Consider the following 19,644-nt stretch of genomic DNA (forward strand, 5'->3'; position numbering starts at 1 on the left):
CCGGTGCGCGGCAACGTCAGGAGTCCGACGGGGACTTGTAGATCCGCACCGTGGCGGCGATCTTCCGTACCGTCGCGTCCGCCACCTCGCCGTCCACGCCTTTGACACCGACGAACGACCAGGAGACCAGGTCCCCTTGGCCGTTCTCGAAGGCGAAGGTCCACGCCTTGCCGTTCGTGGCGCACTCGGCCGGCTTCCGCACGCCCACGGACCAGGCGCTGCCCAGTTCGCCCCTGATCCCGGAGTCCGTGGTGAACGGCTCGACGGTGCCGGACTTCACCTCGGTCTTGTCGGGCTGGGTGTACATGCCGTACACCCAGGTCCTCGGGTCGGCGCCGGCGATCTGAGCGGTGCTGCGGGCGCCGTTGTTGCGCCTGCTGCCCGCGGTGGCCAGCGGGGTGTCCTCCGGGGTGCCGTCCTTGTTCCCGTCCGCGGAGCACCACGCCGGCCGCAGGGCGGCGGGCGCCCGCATCGCGATGAGCGGCTTGTCGTCCGGGTCGCCGTTCTCGGAGACGTAGGTGACCCAGTCGGGGGTCTGGAGCTTCCACTGCGGCGGGACGTCGAAGGCGATGCCCTGGGCCGGGTTGGTGACGACCTTCCAGCCCTTGACCGTGGCGGTGCGGCCGTCGGCCGCGCGGGGGTCGGCCGTGCTCGGCTGCGGCGGGCCGGTCGGGGTGGGACCCGGGCCGGCCTCGTCGTGTCTGCCGCCGAGGAGCAGGAAACCGGTGATCCCCGCGGCGGCGACGACGGCCGCGGCGGCGACCACGGCGACCAGCCGGGTGCGGTCCGGTCGGCCACCGCCCGGCGGCGGCCCCGCGGGCGCCCCGGCGGGCGGCGTGGGTGCCTGCCGCGGCTGCGGCGGTTGATGGGGGTTCGGCTGGTGGTACCCCGGCTGCTGGTACGGGTTCGGCTGTTCGACCGGGGGCCACTGCGGATCCCGTCCGCCCCCCGGTGGCTGTTCTGGCCACATGCGAGGCAACGATACGGCGGGCTCCGCCCGGCCCCGGCCAGGGGTGGACCGGTCCGCCGCCGGACCGTCCGCGCTCGGGCGCGGCCTCGCGAACGCGGACCGATCGTCGAACTCCACGCTCCCTTCGATGGTTTGGAGGCGACGGCGCATCCGACGAGCCCGCCGGGTCACACAGGCAAACTGTACAGCCCAGGCTGTACAGATTAGGCTGCGGGTCATGAGTGAGAACCCGAGTCCGTCGCCGTCGGCGGTGCAGGCGTCGCGTGATGTGCGCGCGGTGATCAGCCGGCTGCGGCGGCGCATCCTGAAGGCCTCCGAGGCGGAGGACATCACCCTGGGCCAGGCATCCGTGCTGGCCCGGCTGTCCGACAAGGGGAACGTCACGGCGAGCGAGCTGGCCGCCGCCGAGGGGATGCGGCACCAGTCGATGACCTCGATGGTCGCCGGGCTCGCCGCGCTGGGCCTGGTGAAGCGGACCCCGGACCCGGACGACGGGCGGCGTCTGCTGATCGCACTGACGCCGGAGGGCCGCCGCCGGGTGGAGCAGGGGCGGCAGATCCGCACCGAATGGCTCGCGGAGCGGCTGGACCGGTGCACGGAGGAGGAACGCAGGACCGTGATCGCCGCCATGGCCGTGCTGGAACGGCTGATCCATGACTGAGACGCGACCCGGGGCCATGACGAAGACGGACGGGGCCGCCTTCGACCGGCGGCTGCTGCCGCCGATGATGCTGGGCTCGATCCTGAACCCGATCAACTCCACGATCATCTCGGTCGCGCTCGTCCCCATCGGCAAGGCCCTGGGCGCGCCGGCGTCGCAGACCGCGTGGCTGGTCTCCGCCCTCTACCTCGCCACCTCGCTCGGGCAGCCGGTCGTGGGCCGGCTCATCGACCTGTTCGGGCCGCGCCGGCTCTTCCTGCTCAGCACCAGCCTCGTCGGCGTCGCGGGCGTCGTCGGCACCCTGGCACCGAACATGGCGGTGCTGATCGTCGCGCGCGTCCTGCTCGGCTTCGGCACCTGTTCGGGCTACCCCGCCGCGATGGCGCTGCTGCGCAGCGAGGCCAAGCGCACCGGGCGGGACAGTCCCGGCGGGGTGCTGACCGCGCTGGCGGTCGCCAACCAGACCATCGCCGTCATCGGCCCGCTGCTGGGCGGTCTGCTGATCGCGGCCGGCGGCTGGCGCACCACCTTCGCGCTGAACGTGCCGCTGTCCGCCGTGTCCGTGGTGCTGGGCCTGCTCTGGCTGCCCAAGCCGGCCGCCGCCGGGCCCGCGGGGCACGGCCGGCTGGTCGCACAGCTCGACCTGCCCGGCATGGCGCTGTTCGCGGCGACGCTCACCTCGCTGCTGCTGTTCCTGATGAACCCGCACCCGCGCACCTGGTACCTGCTGGTGGTCGCCGCCGCCTTCGCGGCCGGGTTCGCGCTGCGCGAGCTGCGCGCCGCCACCCCGTTCATCGACCTCAGGGTGTTCGGCGGCAACACTCCGCTGCTGGCCACCTACGGCCGCGCGGTCGTCGCCTACGTCGTCTCCTACTCCTTCCTCTACGGCTTCAGCCAGTGGACCGAGGAGGGCTACGGGCTGAGCCCGTTCCGGGCCGGTCTGGTGCAGATCCCCATGTTCCTGGTGGCGATCGGCGTCTCGCTCGTCTCCGGGCGGCGCTCCGGCGTGCGCGGGAAGCTGCTGGTCGGCGCGGCCGGGCAGATCGTCGCCTGCCTGGTGATGCTGACGCTCGGCGCGGGCAGCGCCCTGTGGGCGCTCCTCCTGGTCGCCCTGGTGTTCGGCGTCCCGCAGGGGCTGAACAGCCTGGCCCTGCAGAACTCCGTCTACTTCCAGGCCGATCCCGAGCGGGTCGCCTCCTCGGCGGGGCTGCTGCGCACCTTCGCCTACATCGGCTCGATGATCGCCTCCTCGGCGACCGCAGCGTCCTTCGGGCGGCGCGCCGACACCGGCGGCATGCACCAGCTCGCCTGGATCATGCTCGGCGCCGGTGTGCTCTACCTCCTCGTGACCGTCCTCGACCGCACCCTCGGGCGCACGGCACCCACACCGGCGGACAAGTAGCCCGCCCCTCCCCCGACTTCACCCGAAAGGCACCACCATGTCCCGCACCGCCCTGCTGCTCATGGATCTCCAGGCCGGCCACCTCTCGCACGTGCCCGACGACTACCTGCCCCGCGCGGTGCGCGCCCTGCACACCGCCCGCGCCGCCGGTGTCCCGGTCATCCATGTGGCGCTTCAGCTGCGGCCCGGACACATCGACGCCCACCCGCGCAACAAGACCTTCGGTGCCCTGCCGCCGCACCTGTTCACCCCCGACGACCCCGGCACCGCCATCCACCCCGATGTCGCGCCCGCGGACGGTGAGATCGTCGTCCACAAGAACCGCGTCAGCGCCTTCGCCGGGAACAACCTCCGGCAGATCCTGGCCGCCCAGGGCATCGGCCATCTCGTCCTGGCCGGCATCGCGACCGGCGGGATCGTGCTGTCCACCGCCCTCCAGGCCGCCGATCTCGACTACCGGGTCACCGTGCTGTCCGACGCCTGCGCCGATCCCGACCCCGACCTGCACGACACGCTCGTCGACCGCGTCCTCGCCCGGCGCGGCGAGGTCACCACGGTCGAGGCGTGGGGACGCGCCCTCGGCGCCGCCGCCTGAGCACGCCCCGCCCGTCCGCCGCGGTCACGCCCCGACGACGCCCACGTGCGTGCGGTGGTGGCGCGGCGCGTCGATCTCGTCGAGCAGGGCGATCGCGAAGTCGCCGTGCGAGACGCGGGCGGCCGTGTCGGCGCCGGACAGGCCGTAGCCGCCGGTGCGCGCCCCGGTGGGGTCGAAGTCGCCGGCCGGACTGACGACCACCCAGTCCGGCCCGCCGGCGCAGGCACGCCACACATCGGTGCCGGCCGCGTGCCCGGCGGCGAAGGCTCGGTACTCCCGGGGAAAGCCCGGGGTGTCCATCAGGGGTGTCCCGTCGGAGGTCTCCAGCGCGGCCGACAGGCCGACGGCCACCAGCCGGCCCACCCGCGCCCGCCCCAGCCCGTCGAGGAGCGCGCGGGCGGCGGCCGGGAAGAAGACCTCGGGCCGGGCGCCCGGATCGTAGGCGGCCATGACGGCGGCGTCCCGGCCGGCCGCGAAGGCGGCGACGGCATCCGCGTCGGTGACGTCGCCGGCCAGCAGACGGACCCCCGCCGCTTCGAGACCACGGTGCCCGGCCGGTGTCCGGACGACCGCGGTCACGTGGTGGCCGCGACGCCGGGCCTCCTCGACGGCCGCCCGCCCCACCCGTCCGCCCGCGCCGAACACGATGATCGCGCCCATGAGCCACCCCGCCTCTCCGTGCCTTCGCCTGTTCGCCGAGATGCCCGGAAAGGTAGCCGACCCCGTGGTTTCCGCCCGGATACCGCACTACGGTGGCCCGGTGACCACACCGCTGGACCCGGAGATGTTCGACCCCGTGTGCCCCTCCGGCCTGATGCCGTTCCGCGCGGGCGACAAATGGGCCGGAATGATCATCCAATGTCTCGCGGAGGGCCCCCGGCGGTTCTCCGAACTCCGGGTGCCGCTGCGGAACATCACCCCGAAGGTGCTCACCAAGTCGCTCCGCGCGCTGGAACGTGACGGCTTCGTCGTCCGCACCGAGTCCGCCGGGGCTCCCCGGCACGTCGCGTACCGGCTCACCCCGCTCGGCCGCAGTCTGCTGGGGCTGCTGGACGCAGCGCGGGACTGGGCGGAGGCGCACCTGGACGAGGTGCTCGACGCCCGTGAGGCGGCACAGGCCCGCCTGCCCCGCTGAGGGGGCGGGGCGGCCGTGGTTCAGGTCTGCCGCTGCGGCGCGTACTCCGCCTCCTCCAGGCCGAACGTCCAGGCGACCCCCTCCCGAGCGGTGCGGGTGCGCGGCGGGACGCGCAGCCAGTACGTGCGGTGCGTGCCGTCCGGCTCCGGGGTGGAGTTGACCACCTCGACCATCACCTGCGGCTCGTCGCCCGGCAGTTCCACGCGCCAGAGCACGCCCGTCTCGTCCCGCTGCACCGGCTTGGCGCCGGACTCCTTCAGATAGCGGTCGTAGCCGTAGTGCTCCAGCATCACGCGGCGCAGTTCGGCGTTCTCCTCCTCGCGTATCCGGCGGGGTGTCAGCCCGTCGAGTTCGTCGAGGAACGCGGCGGGCACCGGCATCCCGCGCCAGGCGTACAGCGCGAAGCCGTCGGGGAAGGCGAGCGCGGGGCCGTCGCCTCGGTCGAGCCGGCCCGCCTCGTCCCGGTGCAGCGCCACGGGCCGTTCGCAGACGATCGCGGTCTTCTCGTACGGCCACCACCAGCCCGCGGCGCGGGCCACCGCGGCGATGCCGTCGAGCGCGTCCGCGCCCTCCTGGCCGGCGAAGGCCGCCAGCCAGGCCGCGTCGTGCTGGCCCAGCACCGCGTCCAGGAGCACCAGCCGGACGGCCTGTTCCGCTCCCTGCGCGCCACCGGACTCGTCCGTCACCCCGGTCCGTATGCGGTCCGTCAACATGACCATGCCGTCCCAGAGCCGGGCGCCGGTCAGGGCCCAGTGCCCGGCCCAGCCGGCCGGTCCGAGCCGGTCGAGGAGGCGCCCCCGCGCCGTGGCCCACGGCCGGTCGCGCACCGCGTCGCGGACGCTGCGGCCGGACGTGCCCCGCGCCGTGAGCCGGGCGGCCAGCGCCGCGCCCGCGCGGGGCGAGTCCGCCCAGAGGATGGTCTCCGGCTCGGGCAGGCCCGCCAGCCGGTAGGCCAGGCGCACGCCCTCCTCGGCGGCGGGGCGGTCCGCGGCACCGGTCGCCGCCGCCACCTCCCGCCATTCGCGCACCGCGTCCAGCGGCTCCGATCCGCTCGGTGCCGTGCCGGCCGTCCGCGTGCCCATCGGCTCGGTACCGACCGGCGTCGGCACCGTCGCGTTCCCCGTCGTCATCGTCTTCCCGCTCACCGTCTCCATCGCTTCCCCGCTCACCGAAGTCTCCGTCGCGCCCCGCCGGCTCAGTCCGCCACGCCCCGGACGGCGCCCGGCACGTACTCCCGCTGCCGCACCACGCGGTACCAGCCCTTGGGCAGCGGTATCGCCGCGTGCTCCTCGTGCACCACCCGTCCGCCGTCCGGGAGATGGAGGTAGGCGGCACCGAACGGACCGGCCTCCTGGACCAGGGTCCCCGGCCCGACCACCGCGTGCGCGTGTCCGGTGACCTCCCCGAGCGCCAGCACCAGCCGGCCCCGCGCGTCCCGCGGCCTGCGCGGCAGCCGCTCGGTGCCCGGGGGCACCGCGTCCTCGGCCACGGGCACGATCAGGACGTCTCCCTGCCGGTACATGCGTGTCTCCCTTCCCCGTCGGCACCTGGCGCCGACCGATGTCCACGACGCTACGCGGAGGGTCTGACAACGGCCCCCGCCCCGGCCTTCCCACGGCCCGTCAACCGCGTTGTCAGTGCGGGTTGGTACAACTCTTGGCAACCACCGCACGATCACGGTCCAGGAGGCCAGCGCGTCATGTCGTACGTCGAGCACCTGAAGGAACTGCACGGCCTCCCGGCCTTCGACTTCCCCGCCCCCGAGGAGAAGCGGGAGCTGCCGGGCGCGGGCGAGGTGGCGTGGCGGCTGGCCGTCGACCCCTACGGGGACTCGGACGAGACGTTCGAGGAACTGTGGGAGCGTTTCCTCGGCTCCGTGGACCCCGCCGGGGTGCGCGCGATCGTCGTGGGCCCGTGGGGCGAGGTGTACGACGGCGACTCGGGCGAGGTGGTGGATCTTCTCGTGCGGGCGCGGGACCGGCTGACCGGGCTGCGGGCCGTGTTCATCGGCGACCTGGAGATGGAGGAGGCGGAGATCTCCTGGATCCAGCAGTCCGACGTCACCCCGGTCCTCGACGCCTATCCGCTGCTGGCCGAGTTCGGGAGCCGCGGCGGCAGCGAGCTGCGCTTCCCCGTGGTCCGGCACCGGCACCTGCGCACCCTCCGCTTCGAGGCCGGCGGCCTGCCCGGCGACGTCGTGCGCGGCGTCGCCGCCAGTGAACTTCCCGCGCTGGAGCGCCTGGACATATGGCTCGGTGTGGAGGAGTACGGCGGGGACGCCACCGTCGCCGACCTCGCGCCGCTGCTGGCCGGGGGCGCCTTCCCGGCACTGCGCCACCTCGGCCTGCGCAACAGCGAGATCCAGGACGAGATCGCCGCCGCCGTCGCGGGGGCCCCGGTCGTCGCCCAGCTCACCTCGCTCGACCTCTCCCTCGGCGTGCTCACCGACGAGGGAGTGACGGCGCTGCTCGACGGCCAGCCGCTCACCCACCTGAACCGGCTCGACCTGCGCCACAACTACGTGACCGAGCCGGTGGCGGAGCGGGTCCGGGCGGCGCTGGAACCCTCCGGTGTCGAGGTCGACCTGTCCGAGCCCGGTGACACCTGGGAACACGACGGCGTCGTCCACCGCTACACCGCCGTCGCGGAGTGAGGAGGGCTGCCATGACCTTCGCCGAACACCTCGACACCTTCCACGGACTGCCCGTCTTCACCCTGCCCGAACCGGGCGAGGAGCCGCTGCCGGCCACCGGCGACGTGGCCTGGCGGCTGGACTGCTTCGCGGCCGGGGACCTGCCGTTCCCGGAGGTTTGGCAGAGCTTCAGGGAGCGCGTGCCCAGCGCGGACGTACGGGCCCTGGTCATCGGGCCCTGGTGGCAGGACGAGTACGGCGAACTGCGCCCGGTGCTGGAGCTGCTCCTGGCCGACGCCGAGCGCTTCCCCGCGCTGCGTGCCCTGTTCCTCGCCGACGTCGTCGGCGAGGAGTGCGAGATCTCCTGGCTCCAGCTCACCGATGTCACCCCGGTCCTGGAGCGCTTCCCGCTGCTGGAGGAGCTGGGCGTGCGCGGCGGCACCGGGCTCGGCGAGGAGTCGCTCGCGCTGCGTCCGGTGCGCCATGCGGCCCTGCGCGCCCTCCGGTTCGAGTCGGGCGGTCTGCCCGGGCAGGTGGTGCGGGCGGTCGGCGCCTGTGAACTGCCCGCTCTGGAGCGGCTGGAGCTGTGGCTGGGCGTTGCGGCGTACGGCGGTGACGCGACGGTCGCCGACCTCGCGCCGATCCTGGCCGGCGGTGCCTTCCCGGCGCTGCGTCATCTCGGCCTCCAGGACAGCGAGTTGCAGGACGAGATCGCGACGGCGGTCGCCTCGGCGCCGGTCGTGGCCCAGCTGGAGTCGCTGAGCCTGTCGATGGGCACCCTGACCGACACCGGTGCCGAGGCCCTGCTGAACGGCCAGCCGCTGACCCGTCTGCGGCGGCTCGACCTGCACCACCACTTCGTCGGCGAGGCCATGGCCGACCGGCTCCGCGCGGCCCTCGGCTCCGCCGGGACCGAGGTGGACCTGTCCGACCGGCAGGTCCCGCACCAGTGGCGGAACGAGGAGGGGCGCTATGTGGCCGTCTCCGAGTAGTCCGGCCCCCGGTGCGGGCCCCCGGTTCGCCGTCGTCGGCAACCCCGAGAACCGGCGGTCGACGATGTTCGCCGACGCCGTCCGCGCGGCGGGACACGCCGCGCCGCGGGTGCTCGCCTGGCGGGACGTGCTGCGCGGCCGGTACGCCTTCGCACCGGGCGAGTGGGTGCGGATCGACTCGCCCGGGGAGAACGCGGAGGTCGACCGGCTGCTGCGGGGCACCGACGAGCCCACCCGGGTCGAGGGCACGGCACTGTGGCACCGCCGTTTCACCGCCGCCGTGCGGGAGCTGACGCGAGCGGCGCACCGCGCGGGCGCGGTGACCAGCGCGGACCCGGAGGAGATCGCCGTGCTGTTCGACAAGCGGCGCTGCCATGCCCGGCTCGCCGCCGCGGACGTCCCGGTCCCCCCGGCCCTGACCGGCGGCATCGACGGCTGGGACGCGCTCAAGCGGGGACTCGGGCAGGCCCGGATCCGGCGGGCGTTCGTGAAGCCCGCCCACGGCTCCTCGGCCTCCGGTGTCGTGGCCCTGTCACTGGCCGGCCCCGGCCGGATCAAGGCGACGACGTCCGTGGAACGGACCCCGGACGGCCGGCTGTACAACTCCCTGCGGGTGCGCGACTACACCGCGGAGGGCGAGGTCGCCGCGCTCGTCGACGCCCTGGCCCCGGACGGGATCCATGTGGAGCGGTGGCTGCCCAAGGCCGCGCAGGGCGGCCGGGCGGCCGATCTGCGGGTCGTGGTGGTCGCGGGCCGCGCCACCCACGCCGTCGTGCGGACCAGCCGGCACCCCATGACCAATCTGCATCTCGGCGGCGCCCGGGGCGATCTGGACGCGGCCCGCGAGGCGATCCGGGCCGCGGGCGGCGACTTCGCCTCGGTGCTGGAGGTGGCCGAGCGGGCGGCCGCGTGCTTCCCGGGCACGCTGTGCGTCGGCGTGGACATCCTGCCGGCCGTCGGATGGCGCCGCTTCGCCGTCGGCGAGGTGAACGCCTTCGGGGACCTGCTGCCCCGGCTGACCGGACTGCCCGGCAGCGGCGCCGAGAACCTGGACACCTATGCCGCGCAGGTCGCCGCGGCGCCGTCCGCCGCGCGGCGGACGGAACGCGAGGAGCACCACCATGACACCCCCGCTTGACATGAACGAGATCGTGGGCAGCCACGATCTGCTGCTGGTCACGCTCGACACCCTCCGCTACGACGTGGCACAGGAGCTGGCGGCGGCCGGACGCATCCCGAACCTGGCCCGGCATCTGCCCGGCGGCGGCTGGGAGCGCCGGCACGCGCCCGGCAGCTTCACCTACGCCTCCCACCAGGCGATGTTCGCCGGTTTCCTGCCGACACCGGCCACGCCGGGCCCGCACCCGCGGCTGTTCGCGGCGCGCTTCGCGGGCAGTGAGAGCACGGCGGACGGCACCTTCGTGTACGACACACCGGACCTGGTCTCGGGTCTGGCCGCCGTGGGCTACCACACGGTGTGCATCGGCGGGGTGGGCTTCTTCAACAAGCAGGGGCCGCTGGGCTCGGTGCTGCCGGGGATGTTCCAGGAGAGCCACTGGGAGCCGGAGTTCGGGGTGGCCTCCCCCACCTCGTTCGAGGCCCAGGTGGCGTGCGCCGAGAAGGTCGTCGCCGGTCTTCCCGAGGAGCGGCGCCTGTTCCTCTTCGTCAATGTGGCGGCCCTGCACCAGCCCAACTGGTTCCACCGTCCCGGAGCCACCCGCGAGGCGGGCGACACCCGGGAGTCCCACGCGGCGGCCCTCGAATACGTGGACCGGCACATCGGCCGGCTGCTGGCGGCGGCCGGCAGCCGCCGCCCGTGCTTCGCGATCGTCTGTTCCGACCACGGCACCGCGTACGGCGAGGACGGCCACACCGGTCACCGCATCGGCCACGAGGTCGTCTGGACCGTCCCCTATGCCCACTTCTTCGTCGACGAGGCACGATGACCATCACCACGGCGGCTGCCGTCCGCCCGTACCAGCAGTACGTCTACGCCTATCCGCACAAGACCGCGTACCGTCCGCTGCCCCCGGAGCGCGCGTCGCTGCGCGCCCTGTGGGCGGACGAGCCGAAGGACGCCCTCTCGCTCTACTTCCACATCCCGTTCTGCGAGGTGCGCTGCGGATTCTGCAACCTCTTCACGCGGATCGGCGCGCCGGACGGGCTGACCACCGCCTACCTGGACGCGCTGGAGCGCCAGGCGTCGGCGGTGCGCGAGGCCCTGGGCGACGGGGCCCGGTTCGCCAACGCGGCCTTCGGCGGCGGCACTCCGACGTTCCTGGAGGCGGCGGAGCTGGAGCGGCTGTGCGACCTGGCCGAACAGGGACTGGGCGCCGATCTGGCCGCCGTCCCGCTGTCGGTGGAGGCGTCACCGGCCACGGCGACCGCCGACCGGCTGGCCGTGCTGGCCGCGCGCGGCACCACCCGGCTGAGCCTGGGCGTGCAGAGCTTCGACGACGCCGAGGCGCGCACGGCCGTACGCCCCCAGCGGCGGGCGGACGTGGAGGCGGCGCTCGGCCGGATCCGTGACGCCGCCATCCCGGTGCTCAACATCGACCTGATCTACGGCATCGACGGCCAGACCGAGAGGTCGTTCACCTCTTCCCTGGACGCCGCCCTCGCCTGGCGGCCCGAGGAGCTGTACCTCTACCCCCTCTATGTGCGCCCGCTCACCGGTCTGGGCAGGCGGCCCGAGCGGGTGTCCGGCGACGCCGACTGGGACGAGCAGCGGCTGCGGCTGTACCGCCACGGCCGGGACCATCTGCTCGCGCACGGCTACGAGCAGGTCTCGATGCGGATGTTCCGCCACGCGGACGCCCCGGTCACCGGCGGGGAGGACTACGCGTGCCAGACCGACGGCATGGTCGGCCTCGGCTGCGGCGCCCGCTCGTACACCTCCCGGCTGCACTACTCCTTCGACTACGCCGTGGACATGCACCGCATACGCTCGATCGTCGACGTGTACACCGCGCGCACCACCGACGGTTTCCGGCACGCGGACTTCGGCTGGGAGATGGACGGGGACGAGGCCCGTCGCCGCCATCTGCTCCAGTCGCTGCTCCAGGCCGAGGGGATGGAGACCTCCGGTTACCGGGCCCGGTTCGGCACCGCGCCCGGTGACGACTTCCCCGCCGAGCTGGACCGGTTCCGCGACCGGGGGTGGCTGGACGAGGACGCCGGGCCGGGGCTGCTGCGTCTGTCCCCGGAGGGCCTGGCCCATTCGGACGCGCTGGGCCCCGAGCTGTTCTCCGCCGCGGTGCGCGCGCGGATGGCCGCCTACGAGCCGAAGTGAGCGGGCGAGCGTGGATCTGACGATTCTCTACCGGGGCCCGCTGGCGTCGTGCGACTACGACTGCCCGTACTGCCCGTTCGCCAAGCGCCGGGACAGCCATGCCCAACTGGCGGCCGACCGGGCCGCGTTGGAGCGGTTCGCCGGCTGGGCGGCCGCACAGGAGGGCGACCGGCTCTCGCTGCTGTTCACCCCGTGGGGCGAGGGGCTGGTGCGCTCCTGGTACCGGCGTGCGCTCGTGGAGCTGAGCCGGCTGCCGCACATCCGCCGGGTGGCGATCCAGACCAACCTGAGCTGCCGCACCGACTGGCTGGACGCGGCCGACGCGGACACGCTCGCGCTGTGGTGCACCTACCACCCGGGGCAGACACCGTACGACCGCTTCCTCGGCAAGTGCCGCGACCTGGCCGACCGCGGAATGCGGTACAGCGTGGGCGTGGTGGGCCTGCCCGAGCACCTGGAGCAGGCCCGCCGCCTGCGCGCGGACCTGCCCGAGCAGGTGTACCTGTGGGTCAACGCCGCCGAGGGGCACACCTACACCGACGCCGAGGCGGACCGGTGGACGGCGCTCGACCCGCTGTTCCCGTACAGCCGCCATCCGCATCGCAGCGCGGGTCTGCCGTGCCGCACCGGGGAGTCCGTCGTGTCGGTGGACGGGGAGGGCACGGTGCGCCGCTGCCATTTCGTCCGCGCGCAGCTGGGCAACCTCTACGACGGCTCCTACCGGCGGGCCCTGCGTCCGCGCGCCTGTCCGCTCGCGGTGTGCGACTGCCACATCGGCTACGTCCATCTGGAGACGCTGCCGCTGTACGACGTGTTCGCGGGCGGGGTGCTGGAGCGGATACCGGCGGGGATGCCGCTGGTTCACCGCTGACGCGGGCCGCCGTCGAGGCCGCAGCGGCGCTGGAAGACCATCGCGACCGCCATGAGCGCGGCCGGCACCGCGGTGAAGCCCAGCAGCAGCGCGGTGTGCGCGGTGGGTGACTGCGGCACGGACCGGCCCTCGGTGGTGGACACGAAGCCGCCGAGGGCGAGGACCGCGGAGTACAGGTAGGGGCCGAGCGCGGTGCCGGCCGCCTCGGTCGCGGTCCACACCCCGGTGTAGGCGCCCGCGCGGACGCCTGCGCGGGTCCCGGCCGCGGCCACCGCGTCCGGCAGCATGGAGAAGGCGAACAGCTGGAGTCCGGCGAACGCGGCGCCCATGACGGCGACCAGGGCGGCGGCACCGGCGGCGCCGAGCCGTGCCCCGGCCGGCAGGGCGAGGCAGCCCGCGACGAAGACGCCCTGGGAGAGGAGCAGCCCGTTCTGCTTGCCGATGCGTCCCGACACCCGCAGCCAGCCGGGGCCCGCGACGGTCGCCGGGACCAGGAACGCGCCCATCAGCAGGGCGGTCAGGGCCCGGTCGCCGAGGACGTACTCGGTGTAGAAGGGCACGCCCGCGAGGAACAGGTGGGTGGTGGTCCCGGTGCACAGGTAGGACAGCGCGAGCGCCCGGAAGTCGCGGTCCCGCCAGGCTGCCCGGATGTCGTCGCGGGCGGGGTGGGCGCGGGCGTCCGGGGGCCGGAACCCGCAGCGGCCGGTGAGTCCCCGGACGCCGGCCAGGGCGACCAGCTGGGACACGAGGATCGGTCCGGCCAGCAGCAGGGCCATCCACGCGTAGGCCCTCTGGCCGCCCGAGGCCACCAGGGCCGGTGCGGCGACGCCGGACAGGAGCAGTCCCAGGGTGAGGCCGACCATCCGGAACGTGAACACGCGGGTGCGTTCGTGGTAGCCGATCCGCAGGTCGGACGGCGTCGTCAGATACGGCACCTGGAAGCAGGCGAACAGCAGGTTGCCGGCGACGCACCAGCAGCCGACCCACAGCGCGGCCGACGCCCCGGACAGACCCGCGGGGACGGAGAACAGCGCGATCCACGCGGCCGTCAGCCCGAGACCCGTCCGGAGCATGCCCCGCCGGTGACCCGTACGGCGGGCCTGGCGGTCCGTCAGCGAACCGAGGAGGGGATGGACGACGACGTCGACGATCTTCGGCAGCAACAGGGTGACGCCGGCCCAGAAGGCGGGGACGCCGAGCGTGCGGGTGAGGAAGTAGAGCAGGAGGAGGCCCGGTACGGTGACCCACACGCCCATCCCGACCGATCCGGCGGCGTACCGGGTGAGGTCGGCGGCCCGGGGGCGGGCGCAGGTGCCGTCCCGCGCCGTCGTGGGGGTGGCCGCGCTCACCGGGTCTCCGAGTGGCGGCCGACCACGCCGGCGGCCAGTTCGGCTCCTTCGAACGCGCCGGAGCGGGCCCGGGCGGCGAGCGTCCTGGCGATGATCCCGTCGGTGACGGAGGGCAGATGGCGGGCCAGGAAGAACTCGACGGCGCCGCGCCGGGTGGTCGGCAGGTCGCGCCGCACCCGGCGGCCGAGTGCGGCGCGCAGCACCGTGTCGACGACGCCCTCCAGCGGCTCGTAGCTGCTCATGCCCTCCAGGGAGAGCCCGGCGGCGGCGGTCGAGTCGTGGATCGGGCTGCGCACCGCCGACGGGTACACGCAGGTCACGCCGACGTGGGTGCCGAGTTCGAGGCGCAGTGCGTCCGCGTAGGCCACCAGGGCCCGCTTCGAGGCGCCGTACGCCGCGGCCAGGGGCAGCTGCATGGCGGCCATCCGCGAGGAGACCATGACGATCCGGCCCCGGGACGCCACCAGGGCGGGCACGCTCGCGGCGGTCACCCGCCAGGCGCCGAGCAGATTGATGTCGAGCTGGCGCCGCACCTCGGCCCCGGGCGGCAGTTCGGCCGGGGCGGGCCCGCCGACACCGGCGTTGTTGACGAGCAGGTCGAGCCCGCCGAGCCGGTCGATCGCGGTGGCCACGGCGGTGGCCGCGCCGTCGTCGTCGGTGATGTCGCAGGCGAGCACCTCGACCGGGTCGTCCGGGCGCGGTGTGAGGTCCAACCCGACCACGTGGGCGCCGAGTCCGGTGAGCCGGGCGCAGATCGCCCGGCCGAAGGTGCCGGACGCGCCGGTGACGAGCACGCGCAGTCCGCGGGCGTCGCGCGGGCCCCGGCGGCGAGCGGGTGTGGCCTTCATGCGGGGCTCCCCTCACGGGTGGTGGCGGTGAACGGGCGGGCGCCGCGCCGCAGCCGGGCACGGCCGGCCGCGATCTCGCGCGGTACGGCGGCGAGGTACTGGTCGAAGTCGATGCGCATCCGCGGGCGCCGGTCGCCCCAGCGGGCGACCGCGGCGCGCAGGGCGCGGTCGACGGCGCGCCGCTGTTCCGCGGCCGGGGGCAGGGCGTAGCCGCCGGAGAACCAGGCGGCGGCCAGCTTGGCCTGGACCTCCACCACGGGCAGCGCGGCTCCGGTGGACTGCATCAGCCCGACGAAGGTCAGGCTGGGGTCGTCGAGGTGGAACACCCTCTGGTAGAGCGGTAGTTGCTCCGGGTCGTCGCCCACCCAGCGGGCGGCCAGGAAAGGGATGTGGACCTGGTATCCGGTGGCCCAGACGATCACGTCGACCGGTGCCGAGGTGCCGTCGGCGAAGACGACCGTGTCCCCGGCGAGGCGGTCGATGCCGGGGCGGGCGGCCACCTCGCCGTGGGTGAGGCGGTGCAGGATGGTGTCGCTGATCGTGGGGTGGTTCTGGAACAGCCCGCCTTCGGGCGCGGGCAGGCCGTAGCGCTGCGGGGTGCCGACGGCCAGCCGCAGCAGGGTCCCGGCGACGCGTTGGCGCACCCGCCAGGGCAGCACCGCCAGCGCTCCGCCGGTCGCGTCGGAGGGCCGCCCGAAGAGGTACTTGGGGACGATGTGGACGCCCCTGCGCGCGGACAGCAGCACGGGGCCGCGCGCGACGTGGGAGGCGTCGACGGCGATGTCCATCGCGGAGTTGCCCATGCCGACGACGAGGACCCGCCGGTCCCGGAAGACCTCGGGGGTGCGGTAGTCGTGGGCGTGCATCTCGACGCCGGCGAAGTGCCCCGGGTAGGCGGGATCGGGCCGGCGGGGCAGCCAGTTGTGGCCGTTGGCCACCACCACCCCGGCGTAGCGGTCCGTGTCGCCGGAGTCGGTCGTCACCGTCCACCCGCCCTCCCCCGCGCGTTCGACGGACGTCACCGTGGTGCCGAGGCGGATGTGTCCGGTGAGCCCGAACCGGGTGCTGTAGTCGGCGAGATAGCCGGCCACCAGGTCGGCCGACGGATAGTCCGGCCAGTGCCGGGGCATCGGGTGGTCGGCGAACTCGGTGCGGCGCTTGCTGGTGTTGAGGTGCAGGGAGCGGTACGCCGGGGACAGCCCGCTCGCGTTGTCGCGCGCCCACAGCCCGCCGGGGCGGTCGCCCTTCTCGTAGGCGACGGCCTCGACGCCCGCGTCGAGCAGGGCCTTGACGGCGGCGAGACCGGCCGCTCCGGCGCCGATCACGGCGACCCGGTGGGCAGGGGGCATGCGCATCTCCTCGGGAGGGACGGGGACAAGAGGGGGCCGGCCATCCAGGTTGTGGCCGCGCCCAACCGTAGGGTCCGCGCACCGTGCGGGAACATGTCACGCGGCACCCGATTCGGCCGTTCCCTTGTGCCGTGCCACAACCGGGGGCGAGGATGCCGCGCATGCGGCACGAGGACTGGGACAGCGTGGTGGACCTGATGGAGCGGGTCGTCGGTGAGGACGATCTGCTGCCGTCCGTGGTCTTCGGCGTCCGCACCGCGGTGCGGGAGGTCGCGGGGCTTGCACCCGCCGACATCGCCGGGCACACCCGCGCGCTGCTGGCCGCGGCGACACGGGCGCTGGCCGCCAGACGGGGCCCGACCGAGACGGAGCTGTCCTTCGTGGCGGAGCTGGGGCACACCCGCGCCCGGCAGGGGGTGCCCATCGAGGCGGTGCTCGGCGCCATCCATGTCGCCGAGCGCGCGATCTGGTCCCGCGCCCGGGAGGCGGCGGCCGCGGCCGGGATCGAGGCCCGGCTGCTGCTCGACGTGCGCGAGCTGTACGACGACTGGGCCGAGGCGGTGCGGGCCCGGCTGATCCTGGCTCACCGCGCCGCCGGCACCGGGCGGGCCGCGGGGGCGGGCGACCGGGACCCGACGATCCTGCGGCGCCTGCTCGAAGGGGGTTCGGCGGCCGCACTGGCCGCCGCGGAGGCCGGACTGCCCGTCACCGGCGGGCTGTGGGTGCTGGTCGCCCGACCGGACGGCGGTCTGGAGCGCTCGCTGCGCGAGCAGCCGCAGGCGCTCACCGGGCACTTCGACGGCCTGCTGGTCGGCGTGTGCGCCCAGGCACCGGGGGCGCGCGCCGCCCGCGCCGGTGCCGTGGCGGGGCTGGCCGGTCCGGCCGAGCCGGAGGAACTGGGCACCGTGCGGCGGCTGGCGCTCGCCGCGCTGACCGCCGCCGAGTCGACCGGGCGGCGCGGGGTGGTGCACATCGCCGATGTCGCCGTCCTCGCGGCCGCGGCCGAACGCGCCGATCTCGCGGCGGTCCTGACGGACCGTCACCGCGCGGCGTGGGCCGCGCTCGGAGTCCAGGCCGAGCCGGTGGCGCTCGCCGTGCGCGCCTGGCTGGAGGCCGGCCGGGACGTGGCCTCGGCGGCCGAGCGCCTGTTCGTCCATCCCAACACGGTGCGCAACCGCGTCCAGCGCTTCACCGACGTCACCGGCATCGACCCCTTCGACACGTTCGGCGCCCTGAACGCGTGGTGGCTGTGCCGCATCCGCCTGGGCTCGGGCGAACCCGGCTGACGCGGGGTGACCGGCTCGTCACGGGCGGGGACCTCCCGCTGATGACGGGCCATGAGCGGACTCCCGGTGGACGTGCGGCCCCGCCGGGCCACGCCCACGACGGCGCACCGCACGGGCCCCTGATCGACGTGCGTGCGGGAGAAGCGCCCCAGACGATGGGTTGAGGGCAAGAACATGCCGAAGCAGAAGGAGAGTGCAGTTATGCGAGGTCGCATCACACGCACGCTGGCCGCCGGCCTCACTGCGGGCATCCTGGCGAGCGGCGCGGCCGTAGCCTCGGTCGGAACCGCCTCCGCGGCGCCGCAGGCCGCCCCGGGTTCGTATCCCACGGCGCACCACTGCCACAAGGTCAAGGGGCACTACGCCAACCACAACGGCAAGCGGGTGTGGGTCAAGGCGCACAAGGTCTGCACCAAGCGCTGACCTCTCGGGGACGCCGCGCGTCGTCGCGGCGTCCCTCCGTCGTGGCGTCCCACTGTGGCGTCCCTCCGTCGCCCTCGCGTCGCCCCCGGACGGATGCGCGGGGCGACCCGCCGTCAGGTCTTGCGGAGGTCCGGGGCGGACACGCCGATGAGCAGCCGGCGTACGGCGTCCCAGGCGGTGTGCAGGGCGCGGGTCATCGCGGGCGAGTCGCTGCCCAGGACGCGCACCCAGGCCCCGCAGTCGTCGGGCAGCACGCTCACCCCGAAGACCGCGCCGGTGTCCGCCAGCGCCTCGTGCAGCGCGTCGGCGATCCGCGCCGCGGGCGCGAGCGGGGAGACGACGTAGAGCGTGGCCATCAGGTCGTGTCCGGCGAACACCGCCGGGCCGGTCACCGAGCCGGGCTCGCCCGGGTCCAGGCGTACGGTGTCCACGGCCAGGAGATCGCCGTCCCCGCGGGTGATCTCCAGGTCGCTGAAGAGCATGCGGTAGGCGTGCCGTTCGCCCCGGGCCAGCCGGCCGGCGGCGATGGTCTCGCCCAGCAGCACGGTGGCGGTGGGGTCGACGGTCACCTGGGTGTGCTGGTAGAAGCGCGCGTCCCGGTACGGGATCAGCGGGTCCGGCAGGTACTCGACGTAACTGTCCTTCTGCACATGGAGGTTGACGACCTGGGTGGCGTGGTCGAACTCCATCCGGTGCAGTTTGGTGGCGGCCTGTGTGGTCAGGTGCACCGCCGTGCCGGGCCCGCAGTCGATGTCGAGGCGGTTGCGGTCGGCCTGGACGATGCCGCCGCCCGTGGACATCAGATAGGTCACCGGCATGTCGGGCCGCAGGGGGTCGACGTACAGCGGGCGCATGATCTGCAGGGGCGACTTCTGGTAGCGGTCCACGAGTTCGGTGCGGTCGCCGACGCGCGCGTAGCGCAGTTCGAGCAGGCCGACCTTGCCGGGGCGCCCGGCGGCCAGGGTGTCCGCCGGGCCGGTGAGGTCGAGCATCCGGGCCGGTGTCCGGCGGGGTTCGTAGTGTGCGGGGTCCAGCCGCGCGGGCGCCGTGGTCATGCGGTGGCCGTCTCCCGGCCGGCCGGGTGGGCGGCCTCGTGGGACAGCAGGAAGTCGGCGATGGTCTCCAGTCCCTCGCCGGTCAGGGAGTTGGTGAGCACCACCGGCCGTCCCTGGCGGACGTGATGGGCGTCCGACTCCATCTGCGACAGGTCGCAGCGCACGTACTGGGCGATGTCGATCTTGTTGATGACGAGCAGCTCGCACTCGGTGATGCCGGGGCCCCGCTTGCGCGGCATCTTGTCGCCCTCCGCGGTGTCCAGCACGAACAGGAAGAGGTCGACGAGCGCCGGGCTGAAGGTGAGGGTGAGGTTGTCGCCGCCGCTCTCGAAGAGCAGTGTGTCCACCTCGGGGAAGCGCTCCAGGATCTCGTCGGCGGCGGCCTGGTTCATGGTCGGGTCGTCGCGGACCGCCGTGTGCGGGCAGGCTCCGGTCTCGACGCCGACGATGCGGTCCGCGTCGAGGACCCCGGCGAGGGTGCGCCGCACGTGGGCCGCGTCCTCGGAGGTGTAGATGTCGTTGGTGATCACCGCGGGCGTGCGGCCGCGCTGGATGAGCACCGGGACGAGCGCCTCGATCAGCGCGGTCTTGCCCGAGCCGACCGGTCCGGCGACGCCGACGCGCAGCACGCCGTCCGCGGGGCGCTTCACGAACTCGTCGTGGTCGTGGTGGTGTGCGGAGCCTCGTACCTGGGTGGGGTCGTGCATGGAGGGTTCCTTGTCCTCGATGGTGTGTCTTGTCGGGTGCGGTTCCGGCTGCCGCTCCGGTGGAAATCCCTGAAGGC

General features: G+C 74.2%; 21 protein-coding genes. 12 read left to right on the top strand and 9 right to left on the bottom strand.

Annotated elements, in window-relative coordinates; all coding sequences use genetic code 11:
• Positions 1-16 precede the first annotated feature (16 nt).
• Complete coding sequence (locus BLW85_RS02960) at positions 17-970, bottom strand: DUF8017 domain-containing protein (RefSeq protein WP_074990425.1); 954 nt, start codon at positions 968-970, stop codon at positions 17-19.
• A gap of 217 nt (positions 971-1,187) precedes the next feature.
• Here BLW85_RS02960 and BLW85_RS02965 point away from each other — a divergent pair, with 217 nt between their 5' ends.
• The 3 genes from BLW85_RS02965 to BLW85_RS02975 are packed head-to-tail and all read left to right on the top strand — an operon-like array spanning position 1,188 to position 3,628.
• Entirely contained in the window at positions 1,188-1,631 is a 444-nt protein-coding gene (locus tag BLW85_RS02965) for a MarR family winged helix-turn-helix transcriptional regulator (protein ID WP_074990427.1), read from the top strand.
• Positions 1,624-3,033 (top strand): MFS transporter, encoded by a 1,410-nt coding sequence (locus BLW85_RS02970; RefSeq protein ID WP_074990429.1) that lies wholly within the window; start codon positions 1,624-1,626, stop codon positions 3,031-3,033. The genes BLW85_RS02965 and BLW85_RS02970 overlap by 8 nt, the downstream gene beginning before the upstream one ends.
• Positions 3,034-3,070: 37 nt before the next feature.
• Entirely contained in the window at positions 3,071-3,628 is a 558-nt protein-coding gene (locus BLW85_RS02975; protein ID WP_074990431.1) for a cysteine hydrolase family protein, read from the top strand.
• A 24-nt stretch (positions 3,629-3,652) separates the two neighbouring features.
• Here BLW85_RS02975 and BLW85_RS02980 read toward each other — a convergent pair whose 3' ends face one another.
• Positions 3,653-4,288, bottom strand: coding sequence for an NAD(P)-dependent oxidoreductase (locus BLW85_RS02980; RefSeq protein WP_074990433.1), 636 nt, complete (start codon positions 4,286-4,288; stop codon positions 3,653-3,655).
• A gap of 100 nt (positions 4,289-4,388) precedes the next feature.
• On the opposite strand from BLW85_RS02980, the gene BLW85_RS02985 reads away from it, so the two are divergent.
• Complete coding sequence (locus BLW85_RS02985) at positions 4,389-4,763, top strand: winged helix-turn-helix transcriptional regulator (RefSeq protein WP_074995948.1); 375 nt, start codon at positions 4,389-4,391, stop codon at positions 4,761-4,763.
• A 20-nt stretch (positions 4,764-4,783) separates the two neighbouring features.
• On the opposite strand, the gene BLW85_RS02990 is transcribed toward BLW85_RS02985, so the two are convergent.
• On the bottom strand, positions 4,784-5,800 hold the full coding sequence (locus tag BLW85_RS02990; protein WP_074995949.1) for a DUF6745 domain-containing protein: 1,017 nt from the start codon (positions 5,798-5,800) through the stop codon (positions 4,784-4,786).
• 158 nt (positions 5,801-5,958) lie between these two features.
• Positions 5,959-6,285 (bottom strand): hypothetical protein, encoded by a 327-nt coding sequence (locus BLW85_RS02995; protein WP_074990435.1) that lies wholly within the window; start codon positions 6,283-6,285, stop codon positions 5,959-5,961.
• Positions 6,286-6,462: 177 nt separating this feature from the next.
• Here BLW85_RS02995 and BLW85_RS03000 point away from each other — a divergent pair, with 177 nt between their 5' ends.
• Genes BLW85_RS03000 through BLW85_RS03025 form a run of 6 tightly spaced genes read left to right on the top strand, consistent with a single transcriptional unit; the run spans position 6,463 to position 12,550 of the window.
• The gene (locus BLW85_RS03000; RefSeq protein ID WP_074990437.1) at positions 6,463-7,416 is read left to right on the top strand and encodes an STM4015 family protein; all 954 of its coding nucleotides are present in this window, start codon (positions 6,463-6,465) and stop codon (positions 7,414-7,416) included.
• Positions 7,417-7,427: 11 nt separating this feature from the next.
• Entirely contained in the window at positions 7,428-8,387 is a 960-nt protein-coding gene (locus BLW85_RS03005) for an STM4015 family protein (protein ID WP_074990438.1), read from the top strand.
• A complete protein-coding gene (locus BLW85_RS03010; protein ID WP_074990440.1) occupies positions 8,368-9,525 on the top strand; it encodes an STM4014 family protein in 1,158 nt (385 codons plus the stop codon). Before BLW85_RS03005 ends, BLW85_RS03010 begins: the two co-directional genes overlap by 20 nt.
• 1 nt (position 9,526) lies before the next feature.
• On the top strand, positions 9,527-10,333 hold the full coding sequence (locus tag BLW85_RS03015) for an STM4013/SEN3800 family hydrolase (RefSeq protein WP_070029392.1): 807 nt from the start codon (positions 9,527-9,529) through the stop codon (positions 10,331-10,333).
• On the top strand, positions 10,330-11,679 hold the full coding sequence (locus BLW85_RS03020; RefSeq protein ID WP_074990442.1) for an STM4012 family radical SAM protein: 1,350 nt from the start codon (positions 10,330-10,332) through the stop codon (positions 11,677-11,679). Before BLW85_RS03015 ends, BLW85_RS03020 begins: the two co-directional genes overlap by 4 nt.
• Before the next feature lie 10 nt (positions 11,680-11,689).
• On the top strand, positions 11,690-12,550 hold the full coding sequence (locus BLW85_RS03025) for an STM4011 family radical SAM protein (protein WP_074990444.1): 861 nt from the start codon (positions 11,690-11,692) through the stop codon (positions 12,548-12,550).
• Here BLW85_RS03025 and BLW85_RS03030 read toward each other — a convergent pair.
• From BLW85_RS03030 to BLW85_RS39950, 3 genes are read right to left on the bottom strand one after another with little or no spacing between them, the layout of a single operon-like run.
• Positions 12,541-13,899: an MFS transporter gene (locus BLW85_RS03030; RefSeq protein WP_074990446.1), complete on the bottom strand. Its 1,359-nt coding sequence runs from the start codon at positions 13,897-13,899 to the stop codon at positions 12,541-12,543. The genes BLW85_RS03025 and BLW85_RS03030 overlap by 10 nt on opposite strands.
• The gene (locus BLW85_RS39945; protein WP_074990448.1) at positions 13,896-14,747 is read right to left on the bottom strand and encodes an SDR family NAD(P)-dependent oxidoreductase; all 852 of its coding nucleotides are present in this window, start codon (positions 14,745-14,747) and stop codon (positions 13,896-13,898) included. The genes BLW85_RS03030 and BLW85_RS39945 overlap by 4 nt, the downstream gene beginning before the upstream one ends.
• Positions 14,744-16,096 carry a flavin-containing monooxygenase gene (locus tag BLW85_RS39950; RefSeq protein ID WP_107409059.1) on the bottom strand — a complete coding sequence of 451 codons (1,353 nt, stop codon included), beginning with the start codon at positions 16,094-16,096 and terminating at the stop codon, positions 14,744-14,746. Before BLW85_RS39950 ends, BLW85_RS39945 begins: the two co-directional genes overlap by 4 nt.
• A 161-nt stretch (positions 16,097-16,257) precedes the next feature.
• On the opposite strand from BLW85_RS39950, the gene BLW85_RS03045 reads away from it, so the two are divergent.
• Positions 16,258-17,382 carry a helix-turn-helix domain-containing protein gene (locus BLW85_RS03045; protein WP_074990453.1) on the top strand — a complete coding sequence of 375 codons (1,125 nt, stop codon included), beginning with the start codon at positions 16,258-16,260 and terminating at the stop codon, positions 17,380-17,382.
• Positions 17,383-17,583: 201 nt separating this feature from the next.
• A complete protein-coding gene (locus BLW85_RS03050; protein WP_070029399.1) occupies positions 17,584-17,805 on the top strand; it encodes a hypothetical protein in 222 nt (73 codons plus the stop codon).
• Positions 17,806-17,918: 113 nt separating this feature from the next.
• On the opposite strand, the gene BLW85_RS03055 is transcribed toward BLW85_RS03050, so the two are convergent.
• Both BLW85_RS03055 and ureG read right to left on the bottom strand, forming a co-directional pair.
• Complete coding sequence (locus BLW85_RS03055) at positions 17,919-18,860, bottom strand: urease accessory protein UreD (protein WP_074990455.1); 942 nt, start codon at positions 18,858-18,860, stop codon at positions 17,919-17,921.
• On the bottom strand, positions 18,857-19,567 hold the full coding sequence (ureG, locus tag BLW85_RS03060; RefSeq protein ID WP_079172242.1) for an urease accessory protein UreG: 711 nt from the start codon (positions 19,565-19,567) through the stop codon (positions 18,857-18,859). The genes BLW85_RS03055 and ureG overlap by 4 nt, the downstream gene beginning before the upstream one ends.
• Positions 19,568-19,644: the final 77 nt, after the last annotated feature.

This window comes from Streptomyces misionensis (assembly GCF_900104815.1).
GTDB lineage: Bacteria > Actinomycetota > Actinomycetes > Streptomycetales > Streptomycetaceae > Streptomyces > Streptomyces misionensis.